This is a genomic window from Rugamonas sp. DEMB1, from assembly GCF_029834475.1.
GTDB classification, from domain to species: domain Bacteria; phylum Pseudomonadota; class Gammaproteobacteria; order Burkholderiales; family Burkholderiaceae_D; genus Rugamonas; species Rugamonas rubra.
This window is the reverse complement of the sequence record NZ_CP122407.1, coordinates 2,236,284-2,262,547: the sequence shown is the minus strand read 5'-3', so window position 1 is coordinate 2,262,547 and position 26,264 is coordinate 2,236,284. Positions and strand designations below refer to the sequence as shown.

Sequence of the window (26,264 nt, the reverse complement as noted above, 5' to 3'; positions counted from 1 at the left end):
TTCCGCCGCGCGGCGGCTAGTTGAGCAGGCCGTTCTCGCAGAGCACGTCCTGGATCAGCTCGAGCCGCAGGATGGGATTCTCCTGCGCCAACAGACGCTGCTTCTCGGCCAGATCCAGGCGCAGCAGTTCGCACCAGCGGTTCGCCACCCAGCCGGCCTCGTCGAGCCGGTACGGCGGCGCCAGCGGGATATTCGTGGTGGTGATCTGCTTTTTCTGCAGCGAGCGGATCAGCGCGGCCAGCGCCTTGGCGACGTCCTCCTGCTCGGCCGGCACCGGCAGCACGCGGTCCTCGTCGAGCGGCTCGACCTCGGCCACCCACAGGCCGTTCTTGAGCCGGCTCGACGAGCTCACCGTGAAGCGCGTCGTGCCGACACAGGTGATCTTCATCAGGCCCGGCATCGGCGAGCACGAATCGAGGATGCGCGCCATCGTGCCGACGCCCGACAAGGTCTCGGCCATCTCCGGCAGGCGCACCTCGCTGCCCTGCAACAGCGAGACCACGCCGAACTCCTCGCCGCTGGCGATGCACTTCTTCACCAAGTCGAGATAACGCACTTCGAACACCTGCAGGGGTAAATGTCCACCTGGAAATAAGATGGTATTCAGCGGAAAGAGGGAAATGGAAGGCATGTTGTCATGATCGCATGAAAACGTGCCGCCGTCGAATGTCGTGGACAGAATTCCAGCACAATACCGGCGCTATCGACATGCGCGGCAAGCCAATCGCTAGACGATTAGAGCCATGCGGCAACAAGTATTGGAGAGGGAATGCGAATCCGGCCGTTCGGCCAAAGCGGCCAAAGGGAATACGCCGCGAGGCCGGCGCCATTGTGCGGTCGCGCCGGGGGAATGCGGCCGGGCCGGCGGGGAGAATTCCCGCTGGAATAAACTAATCCGCCCGCCGCCCCACGCCAGCGCGCCGGGCGCGGTGGTGCAAGGCGGCGGGCGCTGGCGGCCCGCGAGAATATGCCCGGCAAGGGCGGATAATCCCGCGGCGGCGCCGAGCGTCCTTATTTAATCAGGAACTGGTTCTTATCTTTGCCTTCGAGCCATTTTGGTGCGCGGCCACGGCCGGTCCAGGTTTGGCCGGTGGCCTCGTCGCGGTACTTGGTCGGCACCGGCGCGCGGGTCTTGACCGGTTTGGCTTTGGCGGTCGAACCCAGGTCGGCCAGCGTCAGGTTGTAATCGCGCATGATGACGGCGATCTTTTCTTTAGCCGCCAGCAATTCGTTCTTGCGTGCGCTCTCGGCCAAGCTTTCTAATTCGGCGATCTTAGTTTTGTATTCCTGGTAGGTCGTCATCTTTATTTCCTTCTTATCGGTGGAGAGCGAATTCTTAGTGGTTGGTCGTTGAAACTACTACTGAAAAACCCGACGTGACATTGTGTGACAATTCAGAAACGCAAATTTACCATAAGACCGAGCGAATACTCTACTAATATATGCAATAAATATCCGCGCGGGTAGAAAAAAGAATAGTTTTCGCAACTTTTTGCGGAAACCGGGGGAAACTCGGGATTAAGTACAACGCCGCCGCTACACACGCGGCGGGTTCGCGCTGGAATATCCCGCCGGCCGCGCCGCCTATCGATAACAAGCTGGGCAATATACCGGCGGCTGGAATCAGGCGCTATCCCGGCCCGGCGGCGCGGCGCGGCGGAGCAATGGACGCGGCGGCGGCGGTCCTAGAATCCGCCGCGCAATTGCACGAAGGCCATGCGCGGGGCGCCGGCCAGCTTGCCCAGGTTGGTGTCGGTGGTGCGGCTGAAGGTGAGGCGGTTGCCCAGGTTGTTGACGCCGACCTGCACTTCCAGCTTTTGCCGTCCCGCGACAAGCCAGCTCAGGTTGGCGTTCCACAGGCGGTAGCCGGGAATCTCGCCGATGCTGCCGGCGGCGTTCTCGGCCACGGTGTTGGCGTCGTCGGCGAACTGGCGCGACTGGTGCGTGCTGTTGATGTCGACGCGCCAGGCGCCGCGTTGCAGGCGCAGGCCCAGCGTGTCGACATGGCGCGCGTAGAACGGCACGTCGTTGCCGGCGTACTTGCCCTGGCGCTGGGTGGCGTTGGTGTAGGCGTAGGTGGCGTAGGCGTTCAGCCCCGCCAGCAGGCCGTCGCGGGCGAAGTCGTATTCGGCGCGGCTCTCCAGGCCGCGGTGGCGCGTCTTGCCGATGTTCTGGTAGAACAGCGGCGCCGTGTTGACGAACGCGATCTGGTTGGAGAAGTCCAGATTGAACAGCGTGCCCTCCAGCTTCCATTGCGCGCCCTGGTAGCGCGCGCCCAGCTCGACGGTGCGCGCCGTTTCCGGCTGCAGGCGGTCGGCCGACGATTGCAGGTTCAACTGCAGGTGCTGGATGCTGCCGAAGGAGGTGTTGTAGTTGCCGTACAGCGTGAGCTCGCGGTTCAATAAATAGGACAGGTTGAGCGAGGGCAGCGCCTTGTTGTTCTTGCGCTCCTCGCCGAAGCCGTTCAACACGTTCGTGCGGTCCATCGCGATGTGCTCGTAGCGCAGGCCGGGCGTGAGGCGCCACCGGCCGACGGCGATCTGGTCGTCGACATACAGGGCGTGGGCGTCGGTGCCGTTGGCCGAATCGCGCGCCACGCCGCGGCTGGCGTCGCTCAGCTTGAAGTTGAGGTTGCGCTCGTCGGCGCGCTCGCGCAGGTAGCGGTAGCCGACGGTGACGTCGTGGCGCAGCGCGCCCAGGGTCCAGCGCTGCGTGTAGCGCGGCTCGATGCCCAGCACGTTGTAGTTGCGCGGCTGCCGGCCGACGGAGGTGGCGACGGCGTCGTTGCCGTTGGCCAGCACGCTGGCGCGCGAGCTCTGCGTGAAATAGCTGCGCAACTCGATTTCCCGCGTCGCCGACAGCGGCTTGACGTAGCCGACGTCGACGCTCTTGCGGCTGCCGCTCCAGCTGTCGCGCGTGCGCACGGATTGTCGCGGGTCGGCGGCGAACTGGGCGCGGCTGAGGCCGCCGGGCAGTTGCGACTCGGCGTCGTAGTAGGCCAGCTTGGTGTTCAACTCGGCGCCGGCCGCCAGCGGATAGCTGAACTTGAGGGCGACGTCGTTGATCTTCTCGCGGCTGTGGCGGCGGAAGCCGGAACCGTCGACGCCGGAGTACAGCAACGCCACGCCGAGGCCGCCGTCGGCGCGGCCGCCGACGAAGGCGCTGTACTGGGTGCCGCTGTTGCCGCCGTCGTATTGGTTGACGCGCACGCTGGCCTCGGCCGCCAGCTCGGCCTGCGGAATGGCGCGGGTCTTGAAGTTGATGATGCCGCCGACGTTCTGCGGGCCGTAGCGCACCGCGCCGCCGCCGCGCACCACGTCGATGCTGTCGATGTTGGCCAGCGACACGGGGGCGAACGACAGCTGCGGCTGGCCGTAGGGCGCCACCGCCAGCGGAATGCCGTCGAGCAGCACGGTGGACCGGGGCGAGAAGCGCCCGTCCAGGCCGCGCACGCCGATGTTGAGCGAGATGGCGCTGCCGCCGCTCGACGAGTTGTCGGTCACCTGCAGGCCGGGCACGGCGCGCAGCACGTCGCTGACGCTGCTCGCGCCGCTGGCCTCGATCGCCTCGCGCTTGACCACGCTGCGCGCGCCGCCGAAGTTCTTCAGGCTGCGCTGGCCGGAGCCGAGCCAGTTGCCGCTCACCTGCACGGTTTCCACCGGCGCGTCGGCGGCCGGGACGGTGGCATCGCCCGGGGCGGCGGCCTGCGCCAGCGCCAAGTTGGCGCTCAACAGGGCGCAGGCGGCGGCGATGGCGCGGCGCGCCGGCGGGTGTGGCAATTGTGACATCGTGGGCTCATGTGTGAATTCGGCGGAGCCCGATTATACGCAACATGGCCGATCAATGAGAATAGTTCTCAATCACTACGCGCACGGGCGGGCGCCGGCGCCGGCCGGGTCGGCGGCATTCAGCGCTTCATCTCCAGCGTCAGGCGCAACTGCGCACCGCCCGGATACACCGAGTTGCGCCGGCTGCTGCCGCCGTCGCGGGTGATATAGGTCGAGTTCGACAGGTGGTCCTGTCCCAGCGCGTTGCTGACGGCCAGGCGCAGCTGGTTCCTCGGGTCGACCTTCCACAGCGCGTACAGGTCGAGGTCGCGCCGCACCGAGACATATTCGTACTGGTCGGCCGCCGCGCGCACCGGGCCGCCGTTGCGGAAGGCGAAGCTGCCCCCGGCGGCGAACACCCCTGCCGGGCTCTTGTAGTCGATGCCGACGGTGGCGCTGAGCGGGGTCTGCTGGTCGAGCCGGTTGTTCGGGCCGGGCACCGCCTCGACCCGCGACCAGTTGCGGCTGACGCTGGCGCGCAGGTCGAGCGCCGGGGCGTGCGCGAGGAAGGTGCTGAGCGGGAACTTGGCCTCCAGTTCGACGCCGCGGGTGACGGCGCGGCCGTCGTTGACCGTGGTGGCGACCCAGCGGCCGTTCTCGCGCAGCAGGCCGGGCCGGGTGTAGTCGTCGATGCGGCGCATCGAGGCGCTGGCGCTGAGCAGGGCGCCCTCGCCGAAGTAGTGTTCGTAGGAGGCGTCCAGGCCCAGCGCCAGCTCCGGCTTCAGGTCCGGGTTGCCGCGCCGGTCGGGTTCGACCTGGCTGTTGTTGCTCGAGACGTAGCGGCGCGGGATCAGGCTGTTGGTCGACGGCGCCTTGTAGGTGCGGGTCAGCGCCAGGCGCAGCTGGTCCTTGCCGCCGGGCAGCTTGTACAGGGTCTGCATCAGCGGACTCCAGACGCTGCTGCGCCGCGTCACCGCGTCGAGCTTGCGCCCCTCGGCCGAGGTCGACATGCCCTCCCAGCGCAAGCCCAGGTAGAGCGACCAGTTCGGCGTGACGTTCCACTCGTCCTGGCCGTACAGGGCCAGCCGGCGCACCTCGGCGCGGATCTGCTGGTCGTCGTCGAAGGGCGGGCGGGCGCCGCGCGGCGGCGCGTCGGCCGGCGCCTGGCCCGGCGCCGCCGGCGTCGGCTCCTTGGCCCAGCCGGCCAGCAGGTCGGCCTCGCGCTGGCCGCGCCGCTCGTCGCGGCGCGACCAGCCGCCGTCCCAGCCCAGCGCCAGCGCGTGGTCGGTGAGCCACGGCGCCGCATACTTGCCGGTGCCGCTGAGGGCCTTGTCGGTGCTGTTGGAATGCACCTCGCGGTCGAGCGCCAGCTTGAGTTGCTGGCTCGGCGCGCCGATGTCCTGGCCGCGCACCGTGGCGTCGCTGCTGTTGCGGTTGAAGCTGGCGCCGAACTTGGTGTCGAGCTTGCCGCCGGCGGCCAGCTTGTGCATCCAGCTCAGCTCGCTGCGGGCGTAGGCGCCGTGGTTGCCGTAGCGGCTGTCGAGGCGGTCGAAGTCGCCGCCCCTGCCCAGCAGCGGCGTCAGCACGCTCCAGTTGGTGCCGTCGTAACGGTTGAGCGACAGGTAGGTCTGCGAGGTCAGCGTGTCGCCGCCGGCCAGCGCCCAGTTCAGCCGCGGCGCCAGGTTGAGGTTGTTGGACACCCCCTTGTCGTGCGCCCGCGTGCTGGCGCTCAGTGTCGGCCGGCCGGCGGCGTCGGCGTCGAACTGGCGCCAGTCGGAATCGCGCTCGGACTGGTAGCGGTTCAGGTTGACACCGAGCGAGTAGGAGAAGTCGCCGTCGCGGTCCGAGGTCTGCAGGCTGAGGTTGGGCGAGACGAAATCGCTGCCCTTGGCGATGCCGGCCTTCCACTCGCGCTGGGCGCTCTTGATGGCCTTCTTCAACACGATGTTGATGGTGCCGGCGATCGACTGGGTGCTGAACTCGGCGCTGGCGGCGCGCAGCACCTCGATGCGCTCGATCACGTCCGGCGCCAGCGAGTCGATCGAGAAGCCGGCCGGCATGCGCTCGCCGTTGAGCAGGATCTGCGTGTAGCCGCCGCCCAGGCCGCGCATGCGGATCTCGCCGCCGCGCCCGGCGCCGCCGCTGACGGTGATGCCGGGCAGGCGCTTGAGCACCTCGGCCACCGAGGTGTCGCCGTAGCGCTGGATCTCCTCGCTGTTGACGATGATCTTGCTGGCGGTGTCGTCGCGGCGCGGGTTGTAGCCGTCGGCGCTGGCCTTGATCTCGACCCGCTGCAGCTTGGCCGGCGCCGCCGGCGGCGCGGCCGGCGCCTCCTTCAGGGTCTCCTGGCGCGCCTCGGCCGGCGCCGGTGCGCCCTCCTTGTCGGCGGCGGCGGCGGCGGGCGCGCCCCAGGCGGCCGCCAGGGCGGCGGCGAGGAGGGTCGAGCGGAGGGTGTGGGCTGGCGGGTGAGCGGGCATAGGGAATAGTGGCGGGCAAATTGAGCGGTATTGTCGGCGAGAATCATCCGCCATGCTTATTTTAATGAAAATATTTTTCAATAGTTAATGAAAATTCCACCGCGCGGCCGCTTCGACGGCGGCCACCCGCGCAGATTTCCCTCCCCCGCCCGCGCCCGCCGTTATAATTCGCCATCTTTATACCGTCCTGGATTGCCATCGTGTCCGACCGCCTCGCCGTGCTGCCGCAGTACCTGCTCCCCAAGGGAGCGTTGACCAACTTCGCCGGCCGCGTCGCCGGCGCCAAGGGCGGCGCCATGACCACCCGGCTGATCCGCTGGTTCGTCGGCCGCTACGACGTCAACATGGACGAGGCGCTCGAGCCGGACATCGGCCACTACGCCAGCTTCAACGAGTTCTTCACGCGCGCGCTGCGGCCGGACGCGCGGCCGCTGGCCGCCGCCGACCTCATCTGCCCGGTGGACGGGCGCATCAGCCAGTACGGCGCCATCGAGGACGACCAGATCTTCCAGGCCAAGGGGCACAAGTTCAGCACCACCGCGCTGGTCGGCGGCGACCGCGAGCTGGCCGCCCAGTTCCAGCACGGCAGCTTCGCCAACCTCTACCTGAGCCCGCGCGACTACCACCGCATCCACATGCCCTGCGACGGCCGGCTGACCCGCATGATCTATGTGCCGGGCGAGCTGTTCTCGGTCAACCCGACCACCGCGCGCGGCATCCCCGGCCTGTTCGCCCGCAACGAGCGGGTGGTCTGCGTGTTCGAGACGGCCCACGGCCCCTTCGTCATGACCCTGGTCGGCGCCACCATCGTCGGCAGCATGGCCACCGTGTGGCACGGCGTGGTCAACCCGCCGCGCACGGCCGAGGTGCGCGAGTGGCGCTATCTGGAGCAGGACATCGTGCTGAAACAGGGCCAGGAGCTGGGCCGCTTCCTGCTCGGCTCGACCGTCGTCATGCTGTTCCCCAAGGACCGGATGGCCTTCAACCCGGCCTGGCAGCCGGCCGGCCCGGTGCGCTTGGGCGAGGCGATGGCCCAGCGCAAGTAAAAAAGGCAGCGTCACGGACATCCGGGGCGCCGGCCTTACCCCACAATCAAAAGGGGTCTGACCCCGTACGGGGTCAGACCCCGTGGCGTCCCGGGGTGCGGGGTAAAAAACGCAGGCCCGGCCCAAGCCGGCTTTCCTTCCCCGCTACGGCCGCCCCGCCTCAGCCCGCCACGCCGCCGCCGCCCGCGCCGCTGGCGTCGAAGGCCGTCTGCAACAGGTCCAGGAAGACGCGGGTCTTGGCCGGCATCAAGCGCCGGCCGGGAAACACCGCCCAACCCGTCACGCGCGGGAAATCCCACTCCGGCAACACCCGCACCAATTGTCCCGTCCTCACATACGGCGCGGCGATCAGCTCCGTGCTGGCGCCGATGCCGGCGCCGGCGCAGGCCATGCGCACCAGCAATTCCGGCGAGTTCGCCATCAGGCGCGCCGGCAACTCCCTGACCCAGGTGGTCTTGCCTCGCAACAAGGTCCAGCGGCTCAGGCCGTTGATGCGCGGCGGCAGGCTCAACAAATCATGGCGGAACAGCTCGTCCGGATGCTCGGGCAGGCCGCGCAGGCTGGTGTAGGACGGCGCCGCGTACAGGGCCAGCGCGCTGAAGGCGACGCGGCGCGCCGCCAGCGAGGCGTCGTCCGGCAGCTCGCCCATGCGGATGGCCAGGTCGAAGCCCTCCGCCACCAGGTCGACCCGGCGCGGCGACAGGTCGATCTCCAGCGTGATGGCCGGATAGCGCGCCATGAACTCGGCCATCAGCGTCCCCATCGCGTGGTTGGCGAAGTCGCCCGGCATCGACACGCGCAGCAGGCCGCTGGGCGCGCCCTGGCGGTGCTGGGCCAGCGCGGCGGCCGCCTCGGTCTCCTCGGCCACCTTGCGGGCGTGCTCGAGCAGGCTGGCGCCGAACTCGGTGAGCACCAGCTTGCGCGTGGTGCGTTGCAGCAGGCGCTCGCCCAACTGCCCCTCCAAGGTGGACAGGCGGCGCGAGACGGTCGACTTGGGCAGTTGCACCCGCTGCGCCGCCAGGCTGAGACTGCCGCATTCGACGATGCGGGCGAACAGCAGCAGGTCGCTGGGGTCGATGTCCATGATGATTGTTCCATTGGTGGATTAATGTTATCCATTCTAAGGCCTTCCGGGTGAAAATTGGAACTGTTAAAGTTCACTCACTGCAACAACAACCCAACCCGGACGGAGATCACCATGAACATTCTGCAAATCAATTCCAGCGCCCGCAGCAGCGGTTCCGAATCGACCCGTTTGGCCGACGCCATCGTGGCCAAGCTGAGCGCCAGCGCCGCCAACGTCAGCCTGACCCGCCGCGACCTGGCCGCCCAGCCCCACCCGGTGCTCGACGAGGCCACGCTGCAAGCCCTGTTCACCCCGGCCGAGCAGCGCAGCGCCGCGCAGGCCGCCCGCGTCGCCCTGGACGACGCGCTGATCGCCCAGGTGCAGGCGGCCGACGTGATCGTCATCGGCTCGCCGATGTACAACTTCGGCATCACCGTGCAACTGAAAAGCTGGTTCGACGCCATCGCCCGCGCCGGCGTCACCTTCAAGTACGGCCCGACCGGCCCGGTCGGACTGCTGGGCGGCAAGAAGGTCTATGTCGCCGTGGCCCGTGGCGGCATGCACCGCGACGGCCCGACCGACACCCAGCTGCCGCACCTGAAAATGTTCCTCAGCTTCATCGGCCTGAACGACGTGCAATTCGTCTACGCCGAGGTGCTGAACCTGGGACCGGACGCGATGGCCAAGGCGCAAGCCCAGGCGGACGCCGAAGTCAACGCGGTTCTGGTGTAATCGCGGAATAGTCATACCCCCGCCGGCCCGGCGGGCCGGCAACAAGAATTGGAGATCGATATGGATGCAACGACAGTGGCAACGGTAAGGAACGATCAAGTCCTGCAGGGACGCGAGGTGGAACGCATCGTCCACGGCCAGCCGGTGATGGACGGCGCCGGCGTCAAGATCAACCGCGTGCTGACGCAGCCGCTGCAGCGCCGTCTCGATCCCTTCTTGATGCTCGACGCCTTCGGCAGCGACCAGGCCAACGACTATATCGCCGGCTTCCCCTCGCATCCGCACCGTGGCTTCGAGACGGTGTCCTACATGCTCAGCGGCCGCATGCGCCACAAGGACAGCGCCGGCAACGAGCTGGCTGCTGAGCAGTGGCGGCGTACAGTGGATGACCGCCGGGCGCGGCGTGATCCACTCGGAAATGCCGGAGCAGGAGGAAGGCCTGATGGAGGGCTTCCAGCTGTGGCTGAACCTGCCGGCGCGCGACAAAATGCGCGCGCCCTGGTATCGCGATTTCGACGCCGCGCAGATTCCGCGGTTGCGCACCGAACAGGGGGTGGCCGTCAAGGTCATCGCCGGCGCCAGCCACGGCGTGGACGGCGCGGTGCGGCGCGAGGTGACCGAGCCGATCTATCTGGACATCGAGCTGCCGGCCGGCGCCGGCTTCAGCCAGGCGCTGCCGGCCGGGCACAACGCCTTCCTGTATGTCTACCGGGGCGAGGTGGAGGTCGGCGGCAAGGCGGTGGCGGCCGGGCGCATGGCGATCCTGGCCAACACGGCCGGCGCCGACGGCGTGCTGTTGCGGGCCGAGGTGGCGACCAAGCTGATCCTGATCGCCGGCCGTCCGCTGGGCGAGCCGATCGCGCAATACGGCCCGTTCGTGATGAACACCCAGGCCGAGCTGGCCCAGGCGGTCGAGGACTTCCGCGCCGGCCGCCTGGGCGAGGAAGCGCAGCAAACGGCCGCAGACCAGCACTAAGTCGAGCAGCCGCAACAAAAAGTCAAACCGCGTCAGGCCCGGAAGCGATTCCGGGCCTGCGCTTCTGCTATTCTTCTCAGATCGGCGAGTCGACCAGAAGCCGTCGGGCGGAGGAGCCTATGAGGCGGGTTTTCGGCAAACTTGTGTTGTTCAGCTTCATTACGTTCGGGCTCGGTTTGGTCCAGGCCTGGATCGCCATTTTGCTCGTCAGCATCAACAGCGGACATTTCTATCCCTCCAGGATATTTTCCGACGGCGGATTATTCTTCTTTTCGGCGTCGCTCGCCTCGTCGAGCTATCTCAGCCTCAGGGCGACGCCCAATCTCGACATCTCTTATGGCAGCCGGGCCAACGTCATGTCGCTGCTGCTCATGGCCTCAACCTATTTTTTGGCCCTGGTTGGCTACCTTTCACAAGCAGTCAAAAAACCTGAATGTACTTCCTTCGACCAAGGAATATTGATAGCAATGCAAATTATTTGCGTGTTCTGTGCCAGCGTGTATGCGTTTTATGTCGCCATGGTATCCGGCATGCTCAGAGGGGATTCATGATGGAATATATTGCCATTGCGTTTGGCCTGATCACAGGGATAGGTGGATTGATTTATACCATCCTGAACTTCCACACACTGGCGGCGACGCGTCGAGGCGTGGGCGGCATCTCCGCCACGTCCGCCACTACCGCCCAGCTCACCGTGCCAACCTGGTCCGACACCATGGCACCGGAGTCCTCTGCCGTGACTGATCAGGCGAACAAGCCAAGCCAAGCAGTCGAGCTACATGATGGAATCGAGGCAAAGACGAGCAGCCTGGTGGATGTGCTGGCACTGCTTGACGATATCGCGTTCCAAACCAATATCCTGGCTTTGAATGCCGCAGTCGAGGCAGCGAGGGCTGGCGAAGGCGGTCGTGGCTTCGCGGTCGTCGCGGCGGAAGTTCGACGGCTATCCCAACGCAGCTCGGCGGCAATTGGCGACCTGAAAAAACTCATCGACGAGCAACAGCTTGTCCCACCAACGATGGCACAGCCGCGCCGCATGCAGAGCGAGGCCAAGGGGGTTTCGCAGCTCACGCAAATTCTGATTTCGGTTATCGAGGCCAGCAAAGCGCAAAGCGAAGATCTGGCCCAGGTGAATCATGCAATCGCGCAGATGGACGCGATGACGCGACAAAACGCCGCCTTGGTGAAGGAGGCGGCGGCGGCGGCGGAATTCCTGCAAAGACAGGCGATCGCCACGGTAGCCGCGGTAAATCAGCTGAAGCCCAAAGCCCACGGCGTCGATTAGTCGCTGAACGCCCTGCACGGCGCTTCCATCGTCCCGGCGCTGACTGGTGTCGTCGACAAGCTATACAAACGGCGGGAGGCGCGGACCGGCGACGGGACGCCGGCCCGCCCGCCCCTCTACTCGGCGATTTTCTTGCTGCTGTACGCCGGATCGGCCGTGATCTGCGCCTCGGTGTAGGCCTGGGTGATCCAGGCCTTCTGCGAGAAGCGCTCGGTCTGGTCGGCGAAGTACGGCGACTTGGCGTGGGTCGACTGCGAGTAGCTCAGCACGGCCTGCGCCTGCGGTCCGTTCTTGTCGAAGCCGACCACCTGCAGATAGCTGGTGCCCTCGGTCACGTCGAGCAAGCCCTTGCCGTCGGGCGCGCTGCCGATGGCGTTGTAGACCCCGTACCGGTCGGCGGCGCCGTGGATCGGGATGTTCCTGCCGCCCCGCTTGGCCACCTGGATCGAGCCCCAGGTGCTGCCGGCCGCCCAGCCCTGGCGGTTGGCGTCGCGCACCGACGAGGCCAGCGCCGCGCGCACCGTGGCCGCCACCGAGGCGTCGGCCACCTTCAGGCCGCGCGGCGTGCGCAGCGGATCGGCCGGGTCGAAGGGCAGCGCCCACACGCTGTCGTCGCCGCCGATGCGATCCCACATGCCGGCGAAGTAGACCAGGCCCAGGTTGGCGTCCAGGTTGGCGTGGCGGTCCCAGGCGGCCAGCTTGGCGCAGGCCTGGGTCAGGTCGACCGTGCTGCCGTCGTCGGCGCGGCCGGACTTGTCGACGGCGCACAGGCGCAGCAGGTCGTCGACCGTGTGCTCGGCGTGGTAGACCCGGTTGTTGAGCACCATGTCCTGCATCTGCGCCATCGACATGCGCTTGCCGGCCAGGCCGTCGCTGCCGGCCAGGCGCGCCTGCAACTGGCTGATGCCGAGGCGGGCGCGGCCGCTGAGCGCGATGCCCTCGACGCTGACGATGGCGGGGAAGCCGACCAGCGGCTGCTCCGGATGGCTGAACCAGGCGCTGTCGTTGGAGTTCTGCACGAAGTCGCCGCGGCTCAGCGCGGGCAGCTTGGCGGCGGCGAAAATGCCGGGCTGGGCGGCGGCCGGGTCGAGCGCCCAGTCGCAGGCGGCCTTGCTGCCGTCGAGCACGAACAGGCCGTACGCGGCCAGCGCCTTGTAGGGGGCCGGCACGCAGCTGGCCTGCTGCGCGCTCGACACGTTGGGCACCACGGTGACGTCGAGGAACAGCGCGTTGCCGTCCTTGTCAGCCGCCAGCGTGTTGACCCATGGCAACCCGTTGAGGCGCAGCACGGCGCTCTTCAACTCCGCCGCGCTGCCGGCGCGGTTGATCGCGTACCACTGCTCCATCATGCGGTGGTTGTCCAGGTTGGCGTCGCGCACGGCGTAGGCGACGCCGTTCTTCCACTCCAGCATGCCGGGGATCTGCACCAGGTTGCCGAAGTCGCTGACGTACAGCTCGCGCGACTCGCTGCGCAGCACGCCGTCGGCGCCCAGCACGTCGATGCTCAGGCGCTTGCGCAGCATGCTGCGGCTCTTGCCGTCGACCAGATACTTGGTCGGGTCGGCCGGGTCCAGTTGCAGCTGGAACACGGTGAAGTGGGCCGAGGTGTTGACGGTGTGGCCCCAGGCGAGGTTCTGGTTGAAGCCGATGTTGACCAGCGGCAGGCCGGCGAGCGAGGCGCCCATCACGTCGAGCTTGCCCGGGATGGTCAGGTGCATCTGGTAGAAGCGCAGCGGCCCCGACCAGGGGAAGTGCGAATTGCCCAGCAGCAGGCCCTGGCCGTTGTCGCTGCCGTCCCTGCCCAGCGCCACGGCGTTGCTGCCGCTGCGCGCGTGCAGCCGCGTCCAGTACTCGGGCGTCATCGGATTGCGCGCCACCTCCTGTGGCGGCGCGGGCGGCGGCCCGATCGGCCCGCTGGCGCGCACGCCCGCGCGCAGCAAGGGGCCGCCGGGCTGGGTGCCGTTGATGGCCTCGACGAACTGGCCGACGCCGCCGAACGCGGCGTAGCCGCGCACCAGCTTGACCATGTCCGCCTCGGCCAGCTTGCGCACCCAGGGCTGGCCCTTGCACTCGTCGGCCAGGTTGGCCGCGCCGGTCTGCTCCAGATAGCGGTTGTAGCCGGCCACGTAGCCCTTGAGCAGCGCCAGGATCTCGGCCGGCTGCGCCTTCAGCGCGACGGCGACGGCGTCGGCGTCGTTGACCAGGCGGAAGTAGAAGTCGCTCTGCACGTTGGCCGCGCCGGTCATGCCGGTGGCGCCGGCGGCGCCGAAGTACTTGGCGCGCTCGCCGTTGACGGTGGCGATGTGGCCGGCCAGCAGGCAGATGTTGTCCTCGGCGTAGGCGTAGCCGATGCCGTAGCCCAGGCCGGCCTCGTCGCCGGCCTTGATGTGCGGCACGCCGAAGCCGGTGCGGCGGATCTCCGCCGCGTACACCGGCGCCGGCGGCGGCGGGCCGATCTGGCCGTCGCTGGCGCTGCCGCTGTTGTTGCCGCCGCCGCTGCAGCCGGCGGCCAAGGCCAGCGCCAGGGAGGCCAGGCCGGCGGCGCCCAGGCGGCGCGACGGGAACACGGGTGAAGCGGGAAATGTCATGACAGGCTCGCTTGTGGTGGGGAAAGAGCGACAAGAATTGCAAAGTTGACATTCATTATCAACAACTATCAAAAAAGAATCACCCGGCGCCACCCAATGGTGCGCGGCGCGCCACCCCGCCCCGCATCCACCGCTGCGGCCGCCGCGATCTGAGGATAAAATGGCGCATGACCTCCACCTTCATCGCCTGGCTCAAGTACCTGAGCCGCATTTGCGGTTTCGACACCGCCGACTCCTTCCCGCCCGGCCACCCGTATGAGCGCACGCGCTGGAACGGCGCCTATTTCGACATCGCCTCCGACGTCAAGCCCGAGCGCATGGAGCAGCTGCTGTGCGAGGCGATCGCCAACACGCCGCTGGTGTTCGGCTACATCCACAACCCGACGCCGCGCATGCAGCGCGCCCTCTTCGCCATCCTCGAGGAGCGCATGCGCAACAACCGCGGCCGCGCCGGCGAGCTGGCCACCCTGTTGATCGCCGCCTACGACGCCAGCCCGCACGTGGCCGAGGTGCTGCCTGGCCTGCGCGCCGAGATCGCCGCCAGCCGCGCCCAGGACGGCGCCGAGCGCGCCCGCAGCCTGATGGCCTTCCTCCACACCATGCAGTCGCCGTTCGACGTGATCGAAATGCAGCGCTAGGCGCGCGCCGCCAGCCCGGCGCGCGGCGCAGCGGCTAGAATATCGGCCGACCTTGCCGCGCGGCCAAACCGCGCCGGCCCCACCCCAGCCAAGGACAGCCATGAGCGACCAGCACCAACTGCAATTCAAATCCGTCAACTACAGCGGCCTGGGCGCCGGCCCGCGCCTGATCGTGCTCGGCGCCGTGCACGGCAACGAGACCTGCGGCACCCGGGGCATCGGCCGCGTCATGGCCGAGCTGGACGCGGGCGCGCTGCGCCTGGCCGCCGGCAGCGTCACCTTCGTGCCGGTGGCCAATCCGCTGGCCTACGCCAAGGGCGAACGCAGCGGCGAGCGCAACCTGAACCGCAACCTGTTCCCCAACGCCGCGCCGCAGGACTTCGAGGACCGCGTCGCCAACTGGCTGTGCCCGCTGCTGGCCGGCCACGACGTGCTGCTCGACCTGCACTCCTTCAACGCCGCCAGCGAGCCCTTCGTCATGGTCGGCCCGCGCGACAACGACGGCCCGCTGCAGCCCTTCGGCCACGCGGCGCGGGAGCGCGCGCTGGCGCGCCGGCTCGGCGTGCGCCGCTTCGTCGACGGCTGGCTGGCCACCTACGGCGCCGGCGTGCAGCGCCGCCTGCGCGACGACAGCCAACTCGAAACCGTGCTGCGCTACGGCGTCGGCACCACCGAATACATGCGCTCGACGGGCGGCTACGCGCTGACGCTCGAGTGCGGCCAGCACGCCGACCCGCGGGCGCCCGAGGTGGCCTACCGCGCCATCCGCAACACCCTGGCCTTCCTCGGCCTGGTCGACGAGGCGGCGCCGGCGCCGGTCGAGCCGGCGCGGATGGAGGCGTTGAGCATGGTCGTTGTGCACGATAAGCAACACATCGACGACCAATTCAGCCGCGTCTGGTCCAGTTTCGACCGCCTGCGCCGGGGCGACGAGATCGGCCGCCGCGCCGACGGCACGGCCGTGCTGGCCGAGTTCGACGGGCTGATCCTGTTCCCCGACAGCGGCGCCAAGGCCAACAGCGAGTGGTTCTACCTGGCGCGCGCCAATCCGGACTTCTGATCCGCCGCGCCGGCGCGCCGGCGGCCTCTGGCGCGGCCCGGCCTATCCCGCTAGAATCACTTGCAGGAGACTATGATGAACAAGCTAGTGATGCTGCTGCTCGCCGTGGCCGGCGCGGGCGCGGGCGCGCCGGCGGCGGGCGCCGCCGCCGCCGCCGCAGACCCGGTGACGACCTTGCGCGTGATGGCGCAGGAAAGCCTGCCGCCGAAATGGACGCGGCGCAACGGCCGCCCGGCCGGCATCTGCCCGGACATCCTGGCGGCGATCGAAAGGCTGGCGCCGCAGCTGCGCTTCTCCGGCCAGGACGACTTCCGCTCGGTGCCGATGATCGAACAAAGCCTGGAGTCCGGCGAGCTCGACTGCGCCTGCGCGCTGCTGGACACGCCCAGGCGGCGCCAGATCGCCAACCGGGTCGGCAAGCCGCTGTACCTGGCCCGCCACAAGCTGGCCGCCGCCGCCGGCGACAAGGCCGAGGTCAACAGCTTCGACGACCTGCTCAAGCTCAAGCCCATCGTCACCACCTCGCGCGGCGCCGGCTACGCCGCGCAGCTGCGCGCGCTCGGCCTGGAGGTCGACGACAGCACCGGCGACAACGCCGTCAACCTGCGCAAGATCGTCGCCGGCCACGGCCGCTTCTTCTACATGAACGAGTTGACGCTGAACTGGATCGTGCGCCAGCAGGGCCTGCGCGGGCAGGTGCGCATCCTGCCGGTGGTGCTGCGCGAGGAGCCGATCTACTTCTGGATCGGCAAGCGGGCCGACCCGGCCGCCGCCCGCCAGATCGAGCTGGCCCTGCACAAGCTCAACGCCAGCGGCGAGCTGGCCCGCATCCACCAGCGCTGGGCCGGCGAGCGCTGAGCGGCGCGCCGGCAGCCGCCACTCAGACGGTGCTCAGCTTGAGGCCGACGATGCCGCCGACGATCATGCCGATGCACAACAGCCGCAATGGGTTGGCCGGCTCGCCCAGCACCGCGATGCCGAAGATGACGGTGCCGACGGTGCCGATGCCGGTCCAGATCGCGTAGGCTGTGCCCAGCGGCAAATGGCGCAGCGCCAGGCCCAGCAGGCCGATGCTGCCGGCCATGGCCGCCAAGGTCAAGGCCGTCGGCAGCGGCCGGGTGAAGCCCTCGGTGTATTTGAGGCCGACGGCCCACGCCACTTCCAACAAGCCGGCCAACACCAGGATGATCCAGGTCATATGTTTCTCCTTCGACGGCGGGGTCGTCCCCGCCAAGCCCGCTTCGTGGCGGGGTCGTCCCCGCGCGCGCAAGAGCCGTCATGATACCAGCCATGCAACATTCCTGCCGGGCATGCCCCCACCGCCGCCGCCTGGGCGATAATGCGCCTCTCCTGCGAGGCCCCCGCCCCGCCCGGCCGTCGTTTGATGCGGCCGCCAGCGGGAATTTTATTTATATCGTAGTATACCGATATTGAAATTGCCGAAACCCGATACATATATCGGGTAGAAGCGAAACAATGGACTTCCGATGGACATCGATGCAATTCACAAGGCGCTGGCCAATCCCGTGCGGCGGCAGATCCTGGCCTGGCTCAAGCAGCCGGAGCAGTATTTTTCCGACCAGGAGCACGGCCTCAACCTGGGCGTCTGCGCCGGGCTGATCGACCGTCGTTGCGGCTTGTCGCAATCGACCGTGTCGGCCCACCTGGCGACCTTGCAAAAGGCCGGATTGATCAGTTCCAAACGCGTCGGCCAATGGGCCTTCTTCAGCCGCAACGAGGAAACCATCCAGGCCTTCATCGACCACATGAACCAGGTGCTCAGCGACACGCGGCCCGAGCCACCGGCACGACCGGGGTATTTTATACAGGAAAACTATCATGGCAACTCTGTTCGATCCGCTCGCCATCGGCGACCTCGTCTTGAAAAACCGCGTCATCATGGCGCCGCTGACGCGCGCCCGCGCCATCGGCGGCGGCCGCGTGCCGAACGCGCTGATGGCCGAATACTATGTGCAGCGCGCCAGCGCCGGCCTGATCCTCAGCGAGGCGACCGCCGTCACGCCGCAGGGCGTCGGCTACGCCGACACGCCGGGCCTGTGGTCGGACGATCAAGTCGCCGGTTGGAAGCTGGTGACGGCGGCGGTGCACGCCGCCGGCGGCCGCATCTTCGCCCAGCTGTGGCACGTCGGCCGCATCTCCGACCCGGACTTCCTCGACGGCCAGGCGCCGGTGGCGCCCAGCGCCATCGCCGCCAAGGGTCACGTCAGCCTGCTGCGTCCGCAGCGCGACTACCCGCTGCCGCGCGCGCTGGAGACGGCCGAGCTGGCCGGCGTGGTGGCCGCCTACAGGAAGGGCGCCGAGAACGCCAAGCTGGCCGGCTTCGACGGCGTCGAGATCCACGGCGCCAACGGCTACCTGCTCGACCAGTTCCTGCAGGACAGCACCAACCGGCGCAGCGACAACTACGGCGGCAGCATCGAGAACCGCGCCCGCCTGATGCTCGAAGTCACCGACGCCTGCATCGAAGTGTGGGGCGCCGGCCGCGTCGGCATGCACCTGGCGCCGCGCCGCGACGCCCACGACATGGGCGACTCGAACCCCGTCGCCACCTTCGGCCATGTGGCGCGCGAGCTGGGCAAGCGCAAGATCGCCTTCATCTGCGCCCGCGAGGCGCTCGGCGAGGACAGCCTGGGACCGCTGCTCAAGCGCGAGTTCGGCGGTGTCTATATCGTCAACGAGAGCATGGACAAGGCCAAGGCCGAGCAGGTGCTGGCCGCCGGCACGGCCGACGCGGTGGCCTTCGGCAAGGCCTTCATCGCCAACCCCGACCTGCCGCGCCGCCTGCAACTGGACGCCCCGCTCAACGCCTGGAAGGCGGAAACCTTCTACCACGCCACGGCGGAAGGCTACACCGACTACCCGGCGCTGGCGGCGGCCTGACAGGCGCCGCCACGGCCGGCGGCCTTCATTTCCACCCCGCACCCCGATCCGCCCAGGTCGGGGTCAGACCCCGTACGGGGTCTGCCCCCTGGTTTGCCGGGTTACGCCTACGCCATTGGATTTCGCTAGAGCAGGCCGATGTCGCGCGCCTTGGCGCCGGCGAAGACCTGCTCAGCTGCGCGCTGCCCAGCCCGTACATGCGGGCGAACAGGCCGCCGAGGACGGCGCGGTACTCGTTCAACACCGGCAGGTCGCGGTTCTGGAACAAGGTCGCCGCCTCGACCCGCTTTTGCTCGCCGGCCAGGCGGCCGCCCTTGACGGCGCCGCCCAGCACCCAGTAGGCGCTGCCGTGGCCGTGGTCGGTGCCACGGTTGCCGTTCTCGCGGCAGGTGCGGCCGAACTCGCTGACCACCACCACCGCCGTGTCGCGCCAGTCGCCGCCCATCTCCTGGGCGAAGCCGGCCAGGCCGCGCCCCAACTCGCCCAGCCGGTCGGCCAGGTAGCCGTTGGCGCCGCCCTGCCCGACATGGGTGTCCCAGCCGCCGATGTCGACGAAGCCGATGCGGTACTTCTCCTTCATCAAGCGGCCGATGCGCCGCGCCTCCAGTTCGAAGCCCTTGGCGGCGATGGCGTTGCGGCTGGCCGCCTCCATCTCGCCGGCCATCTCGCGCAGCACCTCGGCGCGCACGCTGAAGCCCTCGCGCACCTGGCCGGCCAAGTCCGTGTCCTGGTACATGGCGCTGATGACGCTGCTCTGGCGCTGGTCCACGGCCGGCTTGGCCAGGTTGCGCAGGGTCATGTTGGGCACCTGCAGGGCGCCCTGCATAATCAAGGGCAACTGGTCGGTGAACGACAGCGCCGGCCCGCCCAAGGTGGCGGCCAGGCGGTTGAGGAAGCCGGAGCGGTAGTCGCGGCCGGCGCCGGGCGCCTGGCCCAGCTCGATCGTGTCCTGCGTCTCGAAGTGGCTGCGCGAAATATCGTCGGTGCCGGCGAAGGGGATGAAGGCGGCCTGGCCCTGCTGGAACAGCGGATAGATGCTGTCCCTCAGGGCCGGATGCAGGCCCCAGTCGGCGTCCAGCGGCAGCGCCGCGTTCGGGTTGGGCGGCGCCGCGTTGGCGCCGGCGGCGGGCGCGGCGATGGCGATGTTGGGCCGGGCCTCGTAGTAGTACTTGCTGGCGACGGGCACCAGCAGGTTCAGCGCGTCGTAGCCGCCGCGCAGGAAGACCACCAGCAGGCGGCTGTTGCCGGCGCCGGGCGCGGCCCACAGGCGGCCGGCCAGACCGGCCAGCGGCAGCGCGGCCGTGGCCTTGAGTAGGGTGCGACGTTTCATGTTGGCCTCCGTTGGCGCTGCATCGTTAGCGGTACATCATCTCGGGCGCCGACAACAGGTAGGCGTTCCATTCCTGCGGCGAGGCGGCCTGGTCCAGCGCGCGCAGGGTGGCCGGCGCCAGTGTCGCCTTCAGCGAGCTGAAGTACAGCGCGTTCGACAACTGCGGGAAGGCGGCCTTTTCCTGCGCCTGCGGGCCGTCGGCCTTGAACAGGCCGGCGCTGCCGCCGCCGATCGCCTTGGCGATCTCGAAGCGGGTGCTCATCTGCCCCGGGCTGGCCCAGGCCGCCTGCGTCAGCGGGTAGCCGTCCGGCGTCTGGCGGCCGTACAGCGGCTCGCCCATGCGCTTGAGCCAGTTGAGCAGCGGGCCGGCGTTGAGGATGGGCTTGTCGTCGTAGGCCAGGCGCAGCGCCGAGACGGCGTAGTGCTGCGGGTCCTTGAACTTGTGCCCCAGCGAGGCGGCGAACTCGGCCGAGGCCAGCATGGTTTGCAGGGTGGCGGCGATGTCGCCGTCGCTGCGCAGGAAGGTCTGCGCCATGCGCTCGACCAGCGCCGCCGGCGCCTCGTCGGCGACGAAGAATTGCGCCAGCTTGCGGCTGACGAAACGCGCCGTGGCCGGATGGGCGCTGAGGCGGGCGATGGCCTCGTCCACCTCGGCCGGGCCGCGCCGCCGCAGGGGCTGGCCGAGCAGTTGCTTGGCGCCGTAGTCGTGGCGGTTCGGGTTGAACTCGTACAGGCCGGCGCGCCGGTAGTCGCCTTGCAGCTCGCGCTTGACCTTGGGCGCCTCCGGCCCCAGGTTGACGCCGACGCCGGTCAGCACCCGTGCCAGCTCCTGCACATCGCGCTGGCTATAGCCGCCGTCGACGCCCAGGGTGTGCAACTCCATCAGCTCGCGGGCGTAGTTCTCGTTGATGCGGCCGGCGGCGTTCTGCTCGTTGTCCAGATAGCGCAGCATGGCCGGATGGTGGACGGTGGCGGCCAGCAGATCGCGGAACTTGCCCAGCGCGTGGGGGCGGATGGCCTGCTCCTCGTAGTCGCCGACCATGGCGCGCAGGTTGTGCTTGCCCTGGTGGACGCTGAAATGGTTCATCCAGAACCAGCTCACCTGTTCCTGCAGCTGGTTCGGCGAGTAGACTGCGCGCAGCAGCGAACGGGTCGCCGCCTCGCGCGCCAAGCGGTTCAGCTCCTGTTGATAGGCTTGCCGCGCGCCCTTCTTGGCCTCGTCGTCGCCCAGCGCGTCGGCCTCCTTGCGCTGCCGCTCCAGCTCGAACACCAGCTGGTCGAGCGGGCGCTGGCCGATCGTCAACGCCGCCAACTGGGCCTCGATGGCGGCCGGCAGGCGCTCCGCGCCGGGGTGCAACTGGCCCTGCAAATAGCCGCCCAGGCCGGCGGCGCCGGCCCGTTTGACGGTGCTGTCGTTGACGCCCCAGGTGACGCGGTTCAACACGGCGATGGTCTGCGTCGGCGCGAAGGCCAGTTCCGGCCCCGACGCCGGCGTTTGGACGGCGCAGCCGGCCAACAAACCGGCAATGGCGATGGCGGCGGCACGGCGGATGACTGCGAGGTTTTCCATAGGGGGCGGTGGAAAAATGGGACGTCCATTGCGGCTGAAACTACGCCGGCTTCGGCGCCACGGCACGGCTACAACTACAGTTACAGCCCTGGCCCTGGCCCTGGCCCTGGCCCTGCGCTACGCTGCGTTGCGTTGCGACAAGGGACGGAACATGCCGCAATCCGATCATCTTACCGCTTCAGCCCGCTCGGCACGTTTCCCCGCCCGCCACTCTTTGCAATAATTTGTAAGCGCCCGGTCCCGGCACCCCACCGGCCAGCAATGCGCAAGGGACTCGCACGGAGTCCCTTGGTCTGCCGCCGGCACGCTCGGCCGGCCGAGCTCGGCCTACTTCGGCCTACCTCGGCCGACTTCGTTTACTTCGGCACCGAGTAGTTGAGCGGCACGAACTGGTAGCCCTTGCCGTTGGCGCGCACGTGGCCCAGGCCGGGGAAGGACAGGTGCGCCGCGCCGATCATATAGCCCTGCTTGGCGGCGGCGGCGAAGGCCGCCTTGCGCTCGCTGACGGCGTGCTTGCTGTCGTTGTCGAAGCTGATGGCGACCTCGGGCTGGTCGAACTGCACCGCCTGCACGTGCAGCAGGTCGCCCAGCAGCACCAGCTTCTGGCCCCGGCTTTCCACCACATAGGTGGTGTGGCCCGGCGTGTGGCCGTTGCTGGCGTAGGCCTTGACGCCCGGCACCAGGTCGGTGTTGCCGCTGAAGGCCTGGAACTTGCCGGCCTTGACGTAGGGCGCCATCGATGTCATCGCGCCCTGGAAGAAGCCCTTGACCTCGGCCGGCGCCTTGTCCATCTCGGCCGGATTGAGCCAGAAGTCGGCGTCGCGCTGGTCGGCCCGCACGATGGCGTTGGGGAAGGCGGCCTGGTCGCCGGCCGCCAGGCCGCCGACGTGGTCCGGATGCATGTGGGTGATGTAGATCTCGTCGACCTGCTCGGGCTGGTAGCCGGCCGCCTTCAGGTTGGCCGCCAGCTTGCCCAGCGTGGGGCCGAACAGGCCGGCCGCGCCGGTGTCGATCAGCACCAGCTTGCCGCCGGTGTTGACCAGGAAGGCGTTGAACGAGGTTTCCAGCGGGCTCTTCAGGAAGGACTTGGCCAGCGCCCGGTCGACCTTGGCCGGGCTGGTCTTGAGGACGGTGTTGACGGGCAGCTCGACGGTGCCGTCGCTCAGCGCGGTGACCTCGACGTCGCCCAGCATGACACGGTAAAAGCCCGGCGCCTGGAACTTGGCCAGCGGCGCGGCGGCGAAGGCCGGCGCGGCGCCGACGGCGGCGAAGGCGCCCAGCAGGAGGGCGGCGCGGACCGACTTGGAATGCTTCTGGATCATGTTTTCCCTTTTTGAAAGAATTGCCTGAATCGCTACAATAACGCAATTCCGCATTCTCGGTCGAGCCCGCCTTAAGAGGGGCCCGCGTCCGCCGCGCAGGCCCGCCGTTCACCGCGCCGCCGGGGCCGTCCCCTAGAAACTCATCGGCATGCGCACCGACAACTGGACGTCCGGCGTGTCGCGCGTCAGGCCGGCGCCGACGGCGACGTTGACGGTGCGCTTGTCGTTGAAGCGGTAGGAAAAGCCCAGCAGCAAGGTGCCCAGCTGGATGCGCACCGAGCCGGGCACGGCGACGCCGTTCTGCCGCGTGCGGGCGATCGAGCTGTGGTCGTAGCCCAGGCTGAAGGCGGCCTTGTCGTTGAGCGCCATGCCCATGCCGAAGTTGAAGCCGAGCACGCCGCCCGGCGCCACCGTGCCGAGCGGCTCGGACTGGCCGCCCTGGATGCGCCGCTCCACGTTGCTGCGGCGGAAATTGTGCAGATAGCTGACGCTGCCGAAGAAGATCGCCGGGTCGGACGGATACAGCCAGGTCAGGCTCGGTTGCAGCGCGTAGAAGCCGGAGCCGGTCGGCAGCTCCAGCGGCAGGCCGGTGCCGGTGGCGTCCGGGCCGGTGCAGCGCTTGGTGCAGTCGGTCACCACGCTGAACGGGTCGCGCCCGGTGCGGCTCTTGAGGCGCAGCGCGCCGACGTAGTAGGCGCGCTCGGCGCCGCCCTCGTTGAGCTGGTAGCGCAGCGCCAGCTCGGCGTCGCCGGCGGCGCGGCCGCTGGTGTCGAACACGCGCTCGTTGGCGGCGCCGGTGAAGTACTCGCGGCTGACGGTGGCGTCGGAGCGGTAGACGTAGGGCAGCTTGGCCTCGATTTCCATGCGCCGGCTCAGGCCGTAGCGGCCGGTCAGCGTGGCCGTGGTGGTGTTGCGCTTGACCTCGCGCACGTCGACCAGGCCGATCAACAGCGCCGGGATGATGGTGTAGCCGACCAGCGCGACGCGGTTGCTCGACGAGTAGCCGAACTGCAGCGACGGTTCGAGCACGTAGTGGCCCTTGGCGGTGAGCACGCCGGGCTGCTCGAACAGCGGCGCCACCTCGGGCGGGCGGCCGTCCTTGGCCGGCGCCGCGCCGACCGGCGCCTGGCCGGCGCGCGCCTGGCCCTGCTCCGGGGCCTGGCCCTGGCCCTGGCCCGGCGCAGATGCCTGCCCCTGCCCCTGCCCTTGCGCCGCCGCGCCGCCCTGCTCGCCCGGCCCGGTGCCGCGCTGGGCCGCCAGCGCCTCGGCCGGCAAGGCGCCGCCGAGCTGCAGCAGGCTGCGCTGCTGCTCGTCGACCTGCCGCCGCAGCTGTTGCAACAGCTGTTTCTGCTCGTCCAGCTGGCGCCGCATCGATTCGAGCTTGTCCCGCAGCTGCCCGCCGGACTCGCCGCCCGCCGCGCCGCCTCCGGCCGCGGCCGCCTGCTGGCCGGCCGACTGCCCGCTACACAGCAGCAACGCCACGGCGGCCGCGGCCGCACGCCCTCTCGCACTAGTTTGCATCGTTTTCCCCTGGTCGATGGATGATCCCGCATGAACGGATGAACGCCGCCGTGTCCGCGCCGGCCCGGCGCCGGCCCCCGGCCGGCCCTCACTTAGGTCCGACCACGTTGCTCAGGGCGTCGCGCAGGGTGCCCCTCGAACTGCAGGGTCTTGAGCAGGGACAGGCTGTTGACGGTGGTGCTGATGGTGGTCTGGCTGCGGATCAACTGGTCGTTGGCGCTGTTCTGGATCACCAGCGCGCCCGCCTGGTCCATGCCGCCGGGCAGGAAGACGTTGCCGGGACCGTTCTGCACCAGCGTCAGCGCCGCCAGCGCCGCGCCGGCCCGCAAGGCCTCGGCGCCGCTCAGTTTTGTCACGTCGGCAATACTGAAGTTACTGCTTGCGACAAGATTGCCATTGATCGAAACCAATCTTTCGACACCTAGCGAGACCAGCAGGCCGTTGCCGAGGTCGAAACCGCCACGGGCCTGCTCCAGGGCGTGGTCGGGCAAGGGCAGCCAGCCGTCGGCCGGGTCGGCCATGGCGTGCTCGGCCAGCGCCCCCCAAGCGCCGGCCGGGGCGGCCACCACGGCGACGGCCGGGTCGGCGGGCACGTCGGCCGCCGTGGCCGGCGCCAGGCCGTGGGAGAGCAGGCACAACAGCGGCAGCGAACGCCAGCGCATGGCCGCCCCCTAGAAGTTGCCGCCGCCGTTTTTCGGCAGCGTGATGTTGCCCAGGCCGTCGCGGGCGACGCCCAGCGCCAGCGGCGCCGCCGGCGCCCCGCGCCAGTCGGCCGCGTCGTTGAAGCGCGCCTTGCCGGCCCAGCCGTGGATGACGAACAACAGGCGGCTCTGCCAGATCGCCTCGAAGGCGGCGCGCGGCATGGCGCGCGCGCCGCCGGCCGGGTCGCCCAGCAGCACGCGGCCGTCGCGCAGGCCCTCGACGACGACGAAGTGGCGGTAGCCGTGCTCGGACACCAGCACGATGGCCGGAAAGCCGACCTCGGCCAGCTTGTCGAGCGGCTGCTCGAAGCCGTCGGCGCGCCAGCCGTGCGCCGCCAGGTAGCGCTTCATGTCGAGCAGCGAGAAGCCGTCGCGGCGGATCTTGTCCTGGTCGCCATGGGCGTACATCTCGGCGAACACGCCCTGCTCGCTGACCGGCGCGCCGTAGTGGAAGCTGAGCAGGGTGGCCAGCGCGGCCGAGCCGCAACTGAAGTCGTACCGCTGGTGCAGGGTGGTGGCGAAGCGCGCCGCCTTCAGGTTGACCACCGGCACCGCGTAGCTGCCGCCGCCGACGCCGGGCATGTCCAGCGCGGCGGCCGGCGCGGCGGCGGCCAGGGCGGCCAGGGCGGCCAGGGCGGCCAGGGCCGCCAGCGCCGCCAGCCGCGCGCGAGGGGTGGCGGCGTTCATCGCAGCTGCACGTTGACGATGGTGGCGTTCTGGATCAGAACGTTGGCACCGGAATTCTGGATGGCGATCGGCAGGCCGGAGGCGCCGCCGAACGAGCCGTTGGTGATGATGTTGCTGCCGGTGGCCACATTGACCGCCGTGTTGCCGCTGACCGCGCCGCTCAGTTTCATGTCGTTCCACACGGCGTCGGCGCCGCCGCGCATGCGCTCCAGGCGCTCGGGCGCCAGCGCCGCCAGCGAGAACGGGGCGCTTTCCGCTGGCGCAGGCGGCCCGTTCTCGCTGGCGGCGCCGGCGGGCGCAACAGCAGGTACAACAACCGTCGTGGCGCCGGGTGTTGCGGGTGTGGCAACGGTCGCAACGGTTGCAACGCCGGGTGTAGCAAGGGCCGGGACAGGACCGGCGCCGGCCGGCGCGGCGCCGGCGCCGGCCGCTTGCGGCGGCGCCAAGGCCGGCCCGCCGTCGCCGGCCCAGGCCAGGCCCGGCGCGGCCAGCGCCGCCGACACGGCCAAGGACAGGGCCAGCGCGCGGCCGGCCCTTGGTTTGATTCCTAGTTTGAGCATATTGCCCTCCCACATCGTGAAGCGCCGGACGGCGCCG

Annotated in this window: 22 protein-coding genes and 2 pseudogenes; 10 read left to right on the top strand and 14 right to left on the bottom strand. The window is 69.0% G+C overall.

Annotation, left to right across the window (positions count from 1 at the left end):
* Positions 1–16: 16 nt before the first annotated feature.
* The 4 genes from QC826_RS10405 to QC826_RS10390 all read right to left on the bottom strand — a co-directional run bounded on the left by QC826_RS10405 (position 17) and on the right by QC826_RS10390 (position 6,244).
* Positions 17–631, bottom strand: coding sequence for an LON peptidase substrate-binding domain-containing protein (locus QC826_RS10405; protein ID WP_279765533.1), 615 nt, complete (start codon positions 629–631; stop codon positions 17–19).
* 380 nt (positions 632–1,011) lie between these two features.
* Positions 1,012–1,302, bottom strand: coding sequence for an H-NS family nucleoid-associated regulatory protein (locus tag QC826_RS10400; RefSeq protein ID WP_093391211.1), 291 nt, complete (start codon positions 1,300–1,302; stop codon positions 1,012–1,014).
* A 383-nt stretch (positions 1,303–1,685) separates the two neighbouring features.
* Positions 1,686–3,788 carry a TonB-dependent siderophore receptor gene (locus QC826_RS10395; RefSeq protein WP_279765532.1) on the bottom strand — a complete coding sequence of 701 codons (2,103 nt, stop codon included), beginning with the start codon at positions 3,786–3,788 and terminating at the stop codon, positions 1,686–1,688.
* Between the two features lie 119 nt (positions 3,789–3,907).
* Complete coding sequence (locus tag QC826_RS10390) at positions 3,908–6,244, bottom strand: TonB-dependent receptor plug domain-containing protein (protein WP_279765531.1); 2,337 nt, start codon at positions 6,242–6,244, stop codon at positions 3,908–3,910.
* Positions 6,245–6,444: 200 nt separating this feature from the next.
* On the opposite strand from QC826_RS10390, the gene asd reads away from it, so the two are divergent.
* Positions 6,445–7,290, top strand: a complete 846-nt coding sequence (asd, locus tag QC826_RS10385; protein ID WP_279765530.1) for an archaetidylserine decarboxylase — start codon at positions 6,445–6,447, stop codon at positions 7,288–7,290.
* A gap of 160 nt (positions 7,291–7,450) precedes the next feature.
* Here asd and QC826_RS10380 read toward each other — a convergent pair whose 3' ends face one another.
* The gene (locus tag QC826_RS10380) at positions 7,451–8,374 is read right to left on the bottom strand and encodes a LysR family transcriptional regulator (RefSeq protein ID WP_279765529.1); all 924 of its coding nucleotides are present in this window, start codon (positions 8,372–8,374) and stop codon (positions 7,451–7,453) included.
* Positions 8,375–8,488: 114 nt separating this feature from the next.
* On the opposite strand from QC826_RS10380, the gene QC826_RS10375 reads away from it, so the two are divergent.
* From QC826_RS10375 to QC826_RS10360, 4 genes and pseudogenes are all read left to right on the top strand, one after another.
* Positions 8,489–9,088, top strand: coding sequence for an FMN-dependent NADH-azoreductase (locus QC826_RS10375; protein WP_279765528.1), 600 nt, complete (start codon positions 8,489–8,491; stop codon positions 9,086–9,088).
* A gap of 60 nt (positions 9,089–9,148) precedes the next feature.
* Positions 9,149–10,064, top strand: a pseudogene (locus tag QC826_RS10370) (pirin family protein).
* A gap of 119 nt (positions 10,065–10,183) precedes the next feature.
* Positions 10,184–10,615: a hypothetical protein gene (locus QC826_RS10365; RefSeq protein ID WP_279765527.1), complete on the top strand. Its 432-nt coding sequence runs from the start codon at positions 10,184–10,186 to the stop codon at positions 10,613–10,615.
* Positions 10,498–11,349 (top strand): methyl-accepting chemotaxis protein, encoded by an 852-nt coding sequence (locus QC826_RS10360; RefSeq protein ID WP_409567792.1) that lies wholly within the window; start codon positions 10,498–10,500, stop codon positions 11,347–11,349. Before QC826_RS10365 ends, QC826_RS10360 begins: the two co-directional genes overlap by 118 nt.
* A 116-nt stretch (positions 11,350–11,465) precedes the next feature.
* Here QC826_RS10360 and QC826_RS10355 read toward each other — a convergent pair whose 3' ends face one another.
* Positions 11,466–13,937: an acylase gene (locus tag QC826_RS10355; protein WP_279765525.1), complete on the bottom strand. Its 2,472-nt coding sequence runs from the start codon at positions 13,935–13,937 to the stop codon at positions 11,466–11,468.
* Positions 13,938–14,104: 167 nt separating this feature from the next.
* Here QC826_RS10355 and QC826_RS10350 point away from each other — a divergent pair, with 167 nt between their 5' ends.
* The 3 genes from QC826_RS10350 (at position 14,105) to QC826_RS10340 (ending at position 16,493) form a co-directional block, all read left to right on the top strand.
* Entirely contained in the window at positions 14,105–14,575 is a 471-nt protein-coding gene (locus tag QC826_RS10350) for a hypothetical protein (protein ID WP_279765524.1), read from the top strand.
* A gap of 100 nt (positions 14,576–14,675) precedes the next feature.
* Positions 14,676–15,635 carry a succinylglutamate desuccinylase/aspartoacylase family protein gene (locus QC826_RS10345; RefSeq protein WP_279765523.1) on the top strand — a complete coding sequence of 320 codons (960 nt, stop codon included), beginning with the start codon at positions 14,676–14,678 and terminating at the stop codon, positions 15,633–15,635.
* Between the two features lie 72 nt (positions 15,636–15,707).
* Complete coding sequence (locus QC826_RS10340) at positions 15,708–16,493, top strand: substrate-binding periplasmic protein (RefSeq protein ID WP_279765522.1); 786 nt, start codon at positions 15,708–15,710, stop codon at positions 16,491–16,493.
* Positions 16,494–16,515: 22 nt separating this feature from the next.
* Here the strand turns inward: QC826_RS10340 and sugE are convergent, their stop codons facing one another.
* Entirely contained in the window at positions 16,516–16,833 is a 318-nt protein-coding gene (gene sugE, locus QC826_RS10335) for a quaternary ammonium compound efflux SMR transporter SugE (protein ID WP_279765521.1), read from the bottom strand.
* A 289-nt stretch (positions 16,834–17,122) separates the two neighbouring features.
* Here sugE and QC826_RS10330 point away from each other — a divergent pair.
* Together QC826_RS10330 and QC826_RS10325 are read left to right on the top strand one after the other, a co-directional pair.
* Positions 17,123–17,416: pseudogene (locus QC826_RS10330) on the top strand (ArsR/SmtB family transcription factor); the annotation flags it as partial.
* A 58-nt stretch (positions 17,417–17,474) separates the two neighbouring features.
* The gene (locus QC826_RS10325; protein WP_279765520.1) at positions 17,475–18,536 is read left to right on the top strand and encodes an alkene reductase; all 1,062 of its coding nucleotides are present in this window, start codon (positions 17,475–17,477) and stop codon (positions 18,534–18,536) included.
* 25 nt (positions 18,537–18,561) lie between these two features.
* Here the strand turns inward: QC826_RS10325 and QC826_RS10320 are convergent, their stop codons facing one another.
* The 7 genes from QC826_RS10320 to QC826_RS10290 form a co-directional block, all read right to left on the bottom strand.
* Positions 18,562–19,866: a DUF1501 domain-containing protein gene (locus QC826_RS10320; protein ID WP_279765519.1), complete on the bottom strand. Its 1,305-nt coding sequence runs from the start codon at positions 19,864–19,866 to the stop codon at positions 18,562–18,564.
* A 25-nt stretch (positions 19,867–19,891) separates the two neighbouring features.
* On the bottom strand, positions 19,892–21,436 hold the full coding sequence (locus QC826_RS10315; RefSeq protein ID WP_279765518.1) for a DUF1800 domain-containing protein: 1,545 nt from the start codon (positions 21,434–21,436) through the stop codon (positions 19,892–19,894).
* A gap of 356 nt (positions 21,437–21,792) precedes the next feature.
* Positions 21,793–22,758, bottom strand: coding sequence for an MBL fold metallo-hydrolase (locus tag QC826_RS10310; protein WP_279765517.1), 966 nt, complete (start codon positions 22,756–22,758; stop codon positions 21,793–21,795).
* A gap of 132 nt (positions 22,759–22,890) precedes the next feature.
* Entirely contained in the window at positions 22,891–24,279 is a 1,389-nt protein-coding gene (locus QC826_RS10305; RefSeq protein WP_409567790.1) for an acetate kinase, read from the bottom strand.
* 92 nt (positions 24,280–24,371) lie between these two features.
* Positions 24,372–24,941, bottom strand: a complete 570-nt coding sequence (locus QC826_RS10300; protein WP_279765515.1) for a hypothetical protein — start codon at positions 24,939–24,941, stop codon at positions 24,372–24,374.
* A 9-nt stretch (positions 24,942–24,950) separates the two neighbouring features.
* Positions 24,951–25,667 (bottom strand): C39 family peptidase, encoded by a 717-nt coding sequence (locus tag QC826_RS10295; protein ID WP_279765513.1) that lies wholly within the window; start codon positions 25,665–25,667, stop codon positions 24,951–24,953.
* A complete protein-coding gene (locus QC826_RS10290) occupies positions 25,664–26,227 on the bottom strand; it encodes a hypothetical protein (protein WP_279765512.1) in 564 nt (187 codons plus the stop codon). The genes QC826_RS10295 and QC826_RS10290 overlap by 4 nt, the downstream gene beginning before the upstream one ends.
* Between the last annotated feature and the right edge of the window lie 37 nt (positions 26,228–26,264).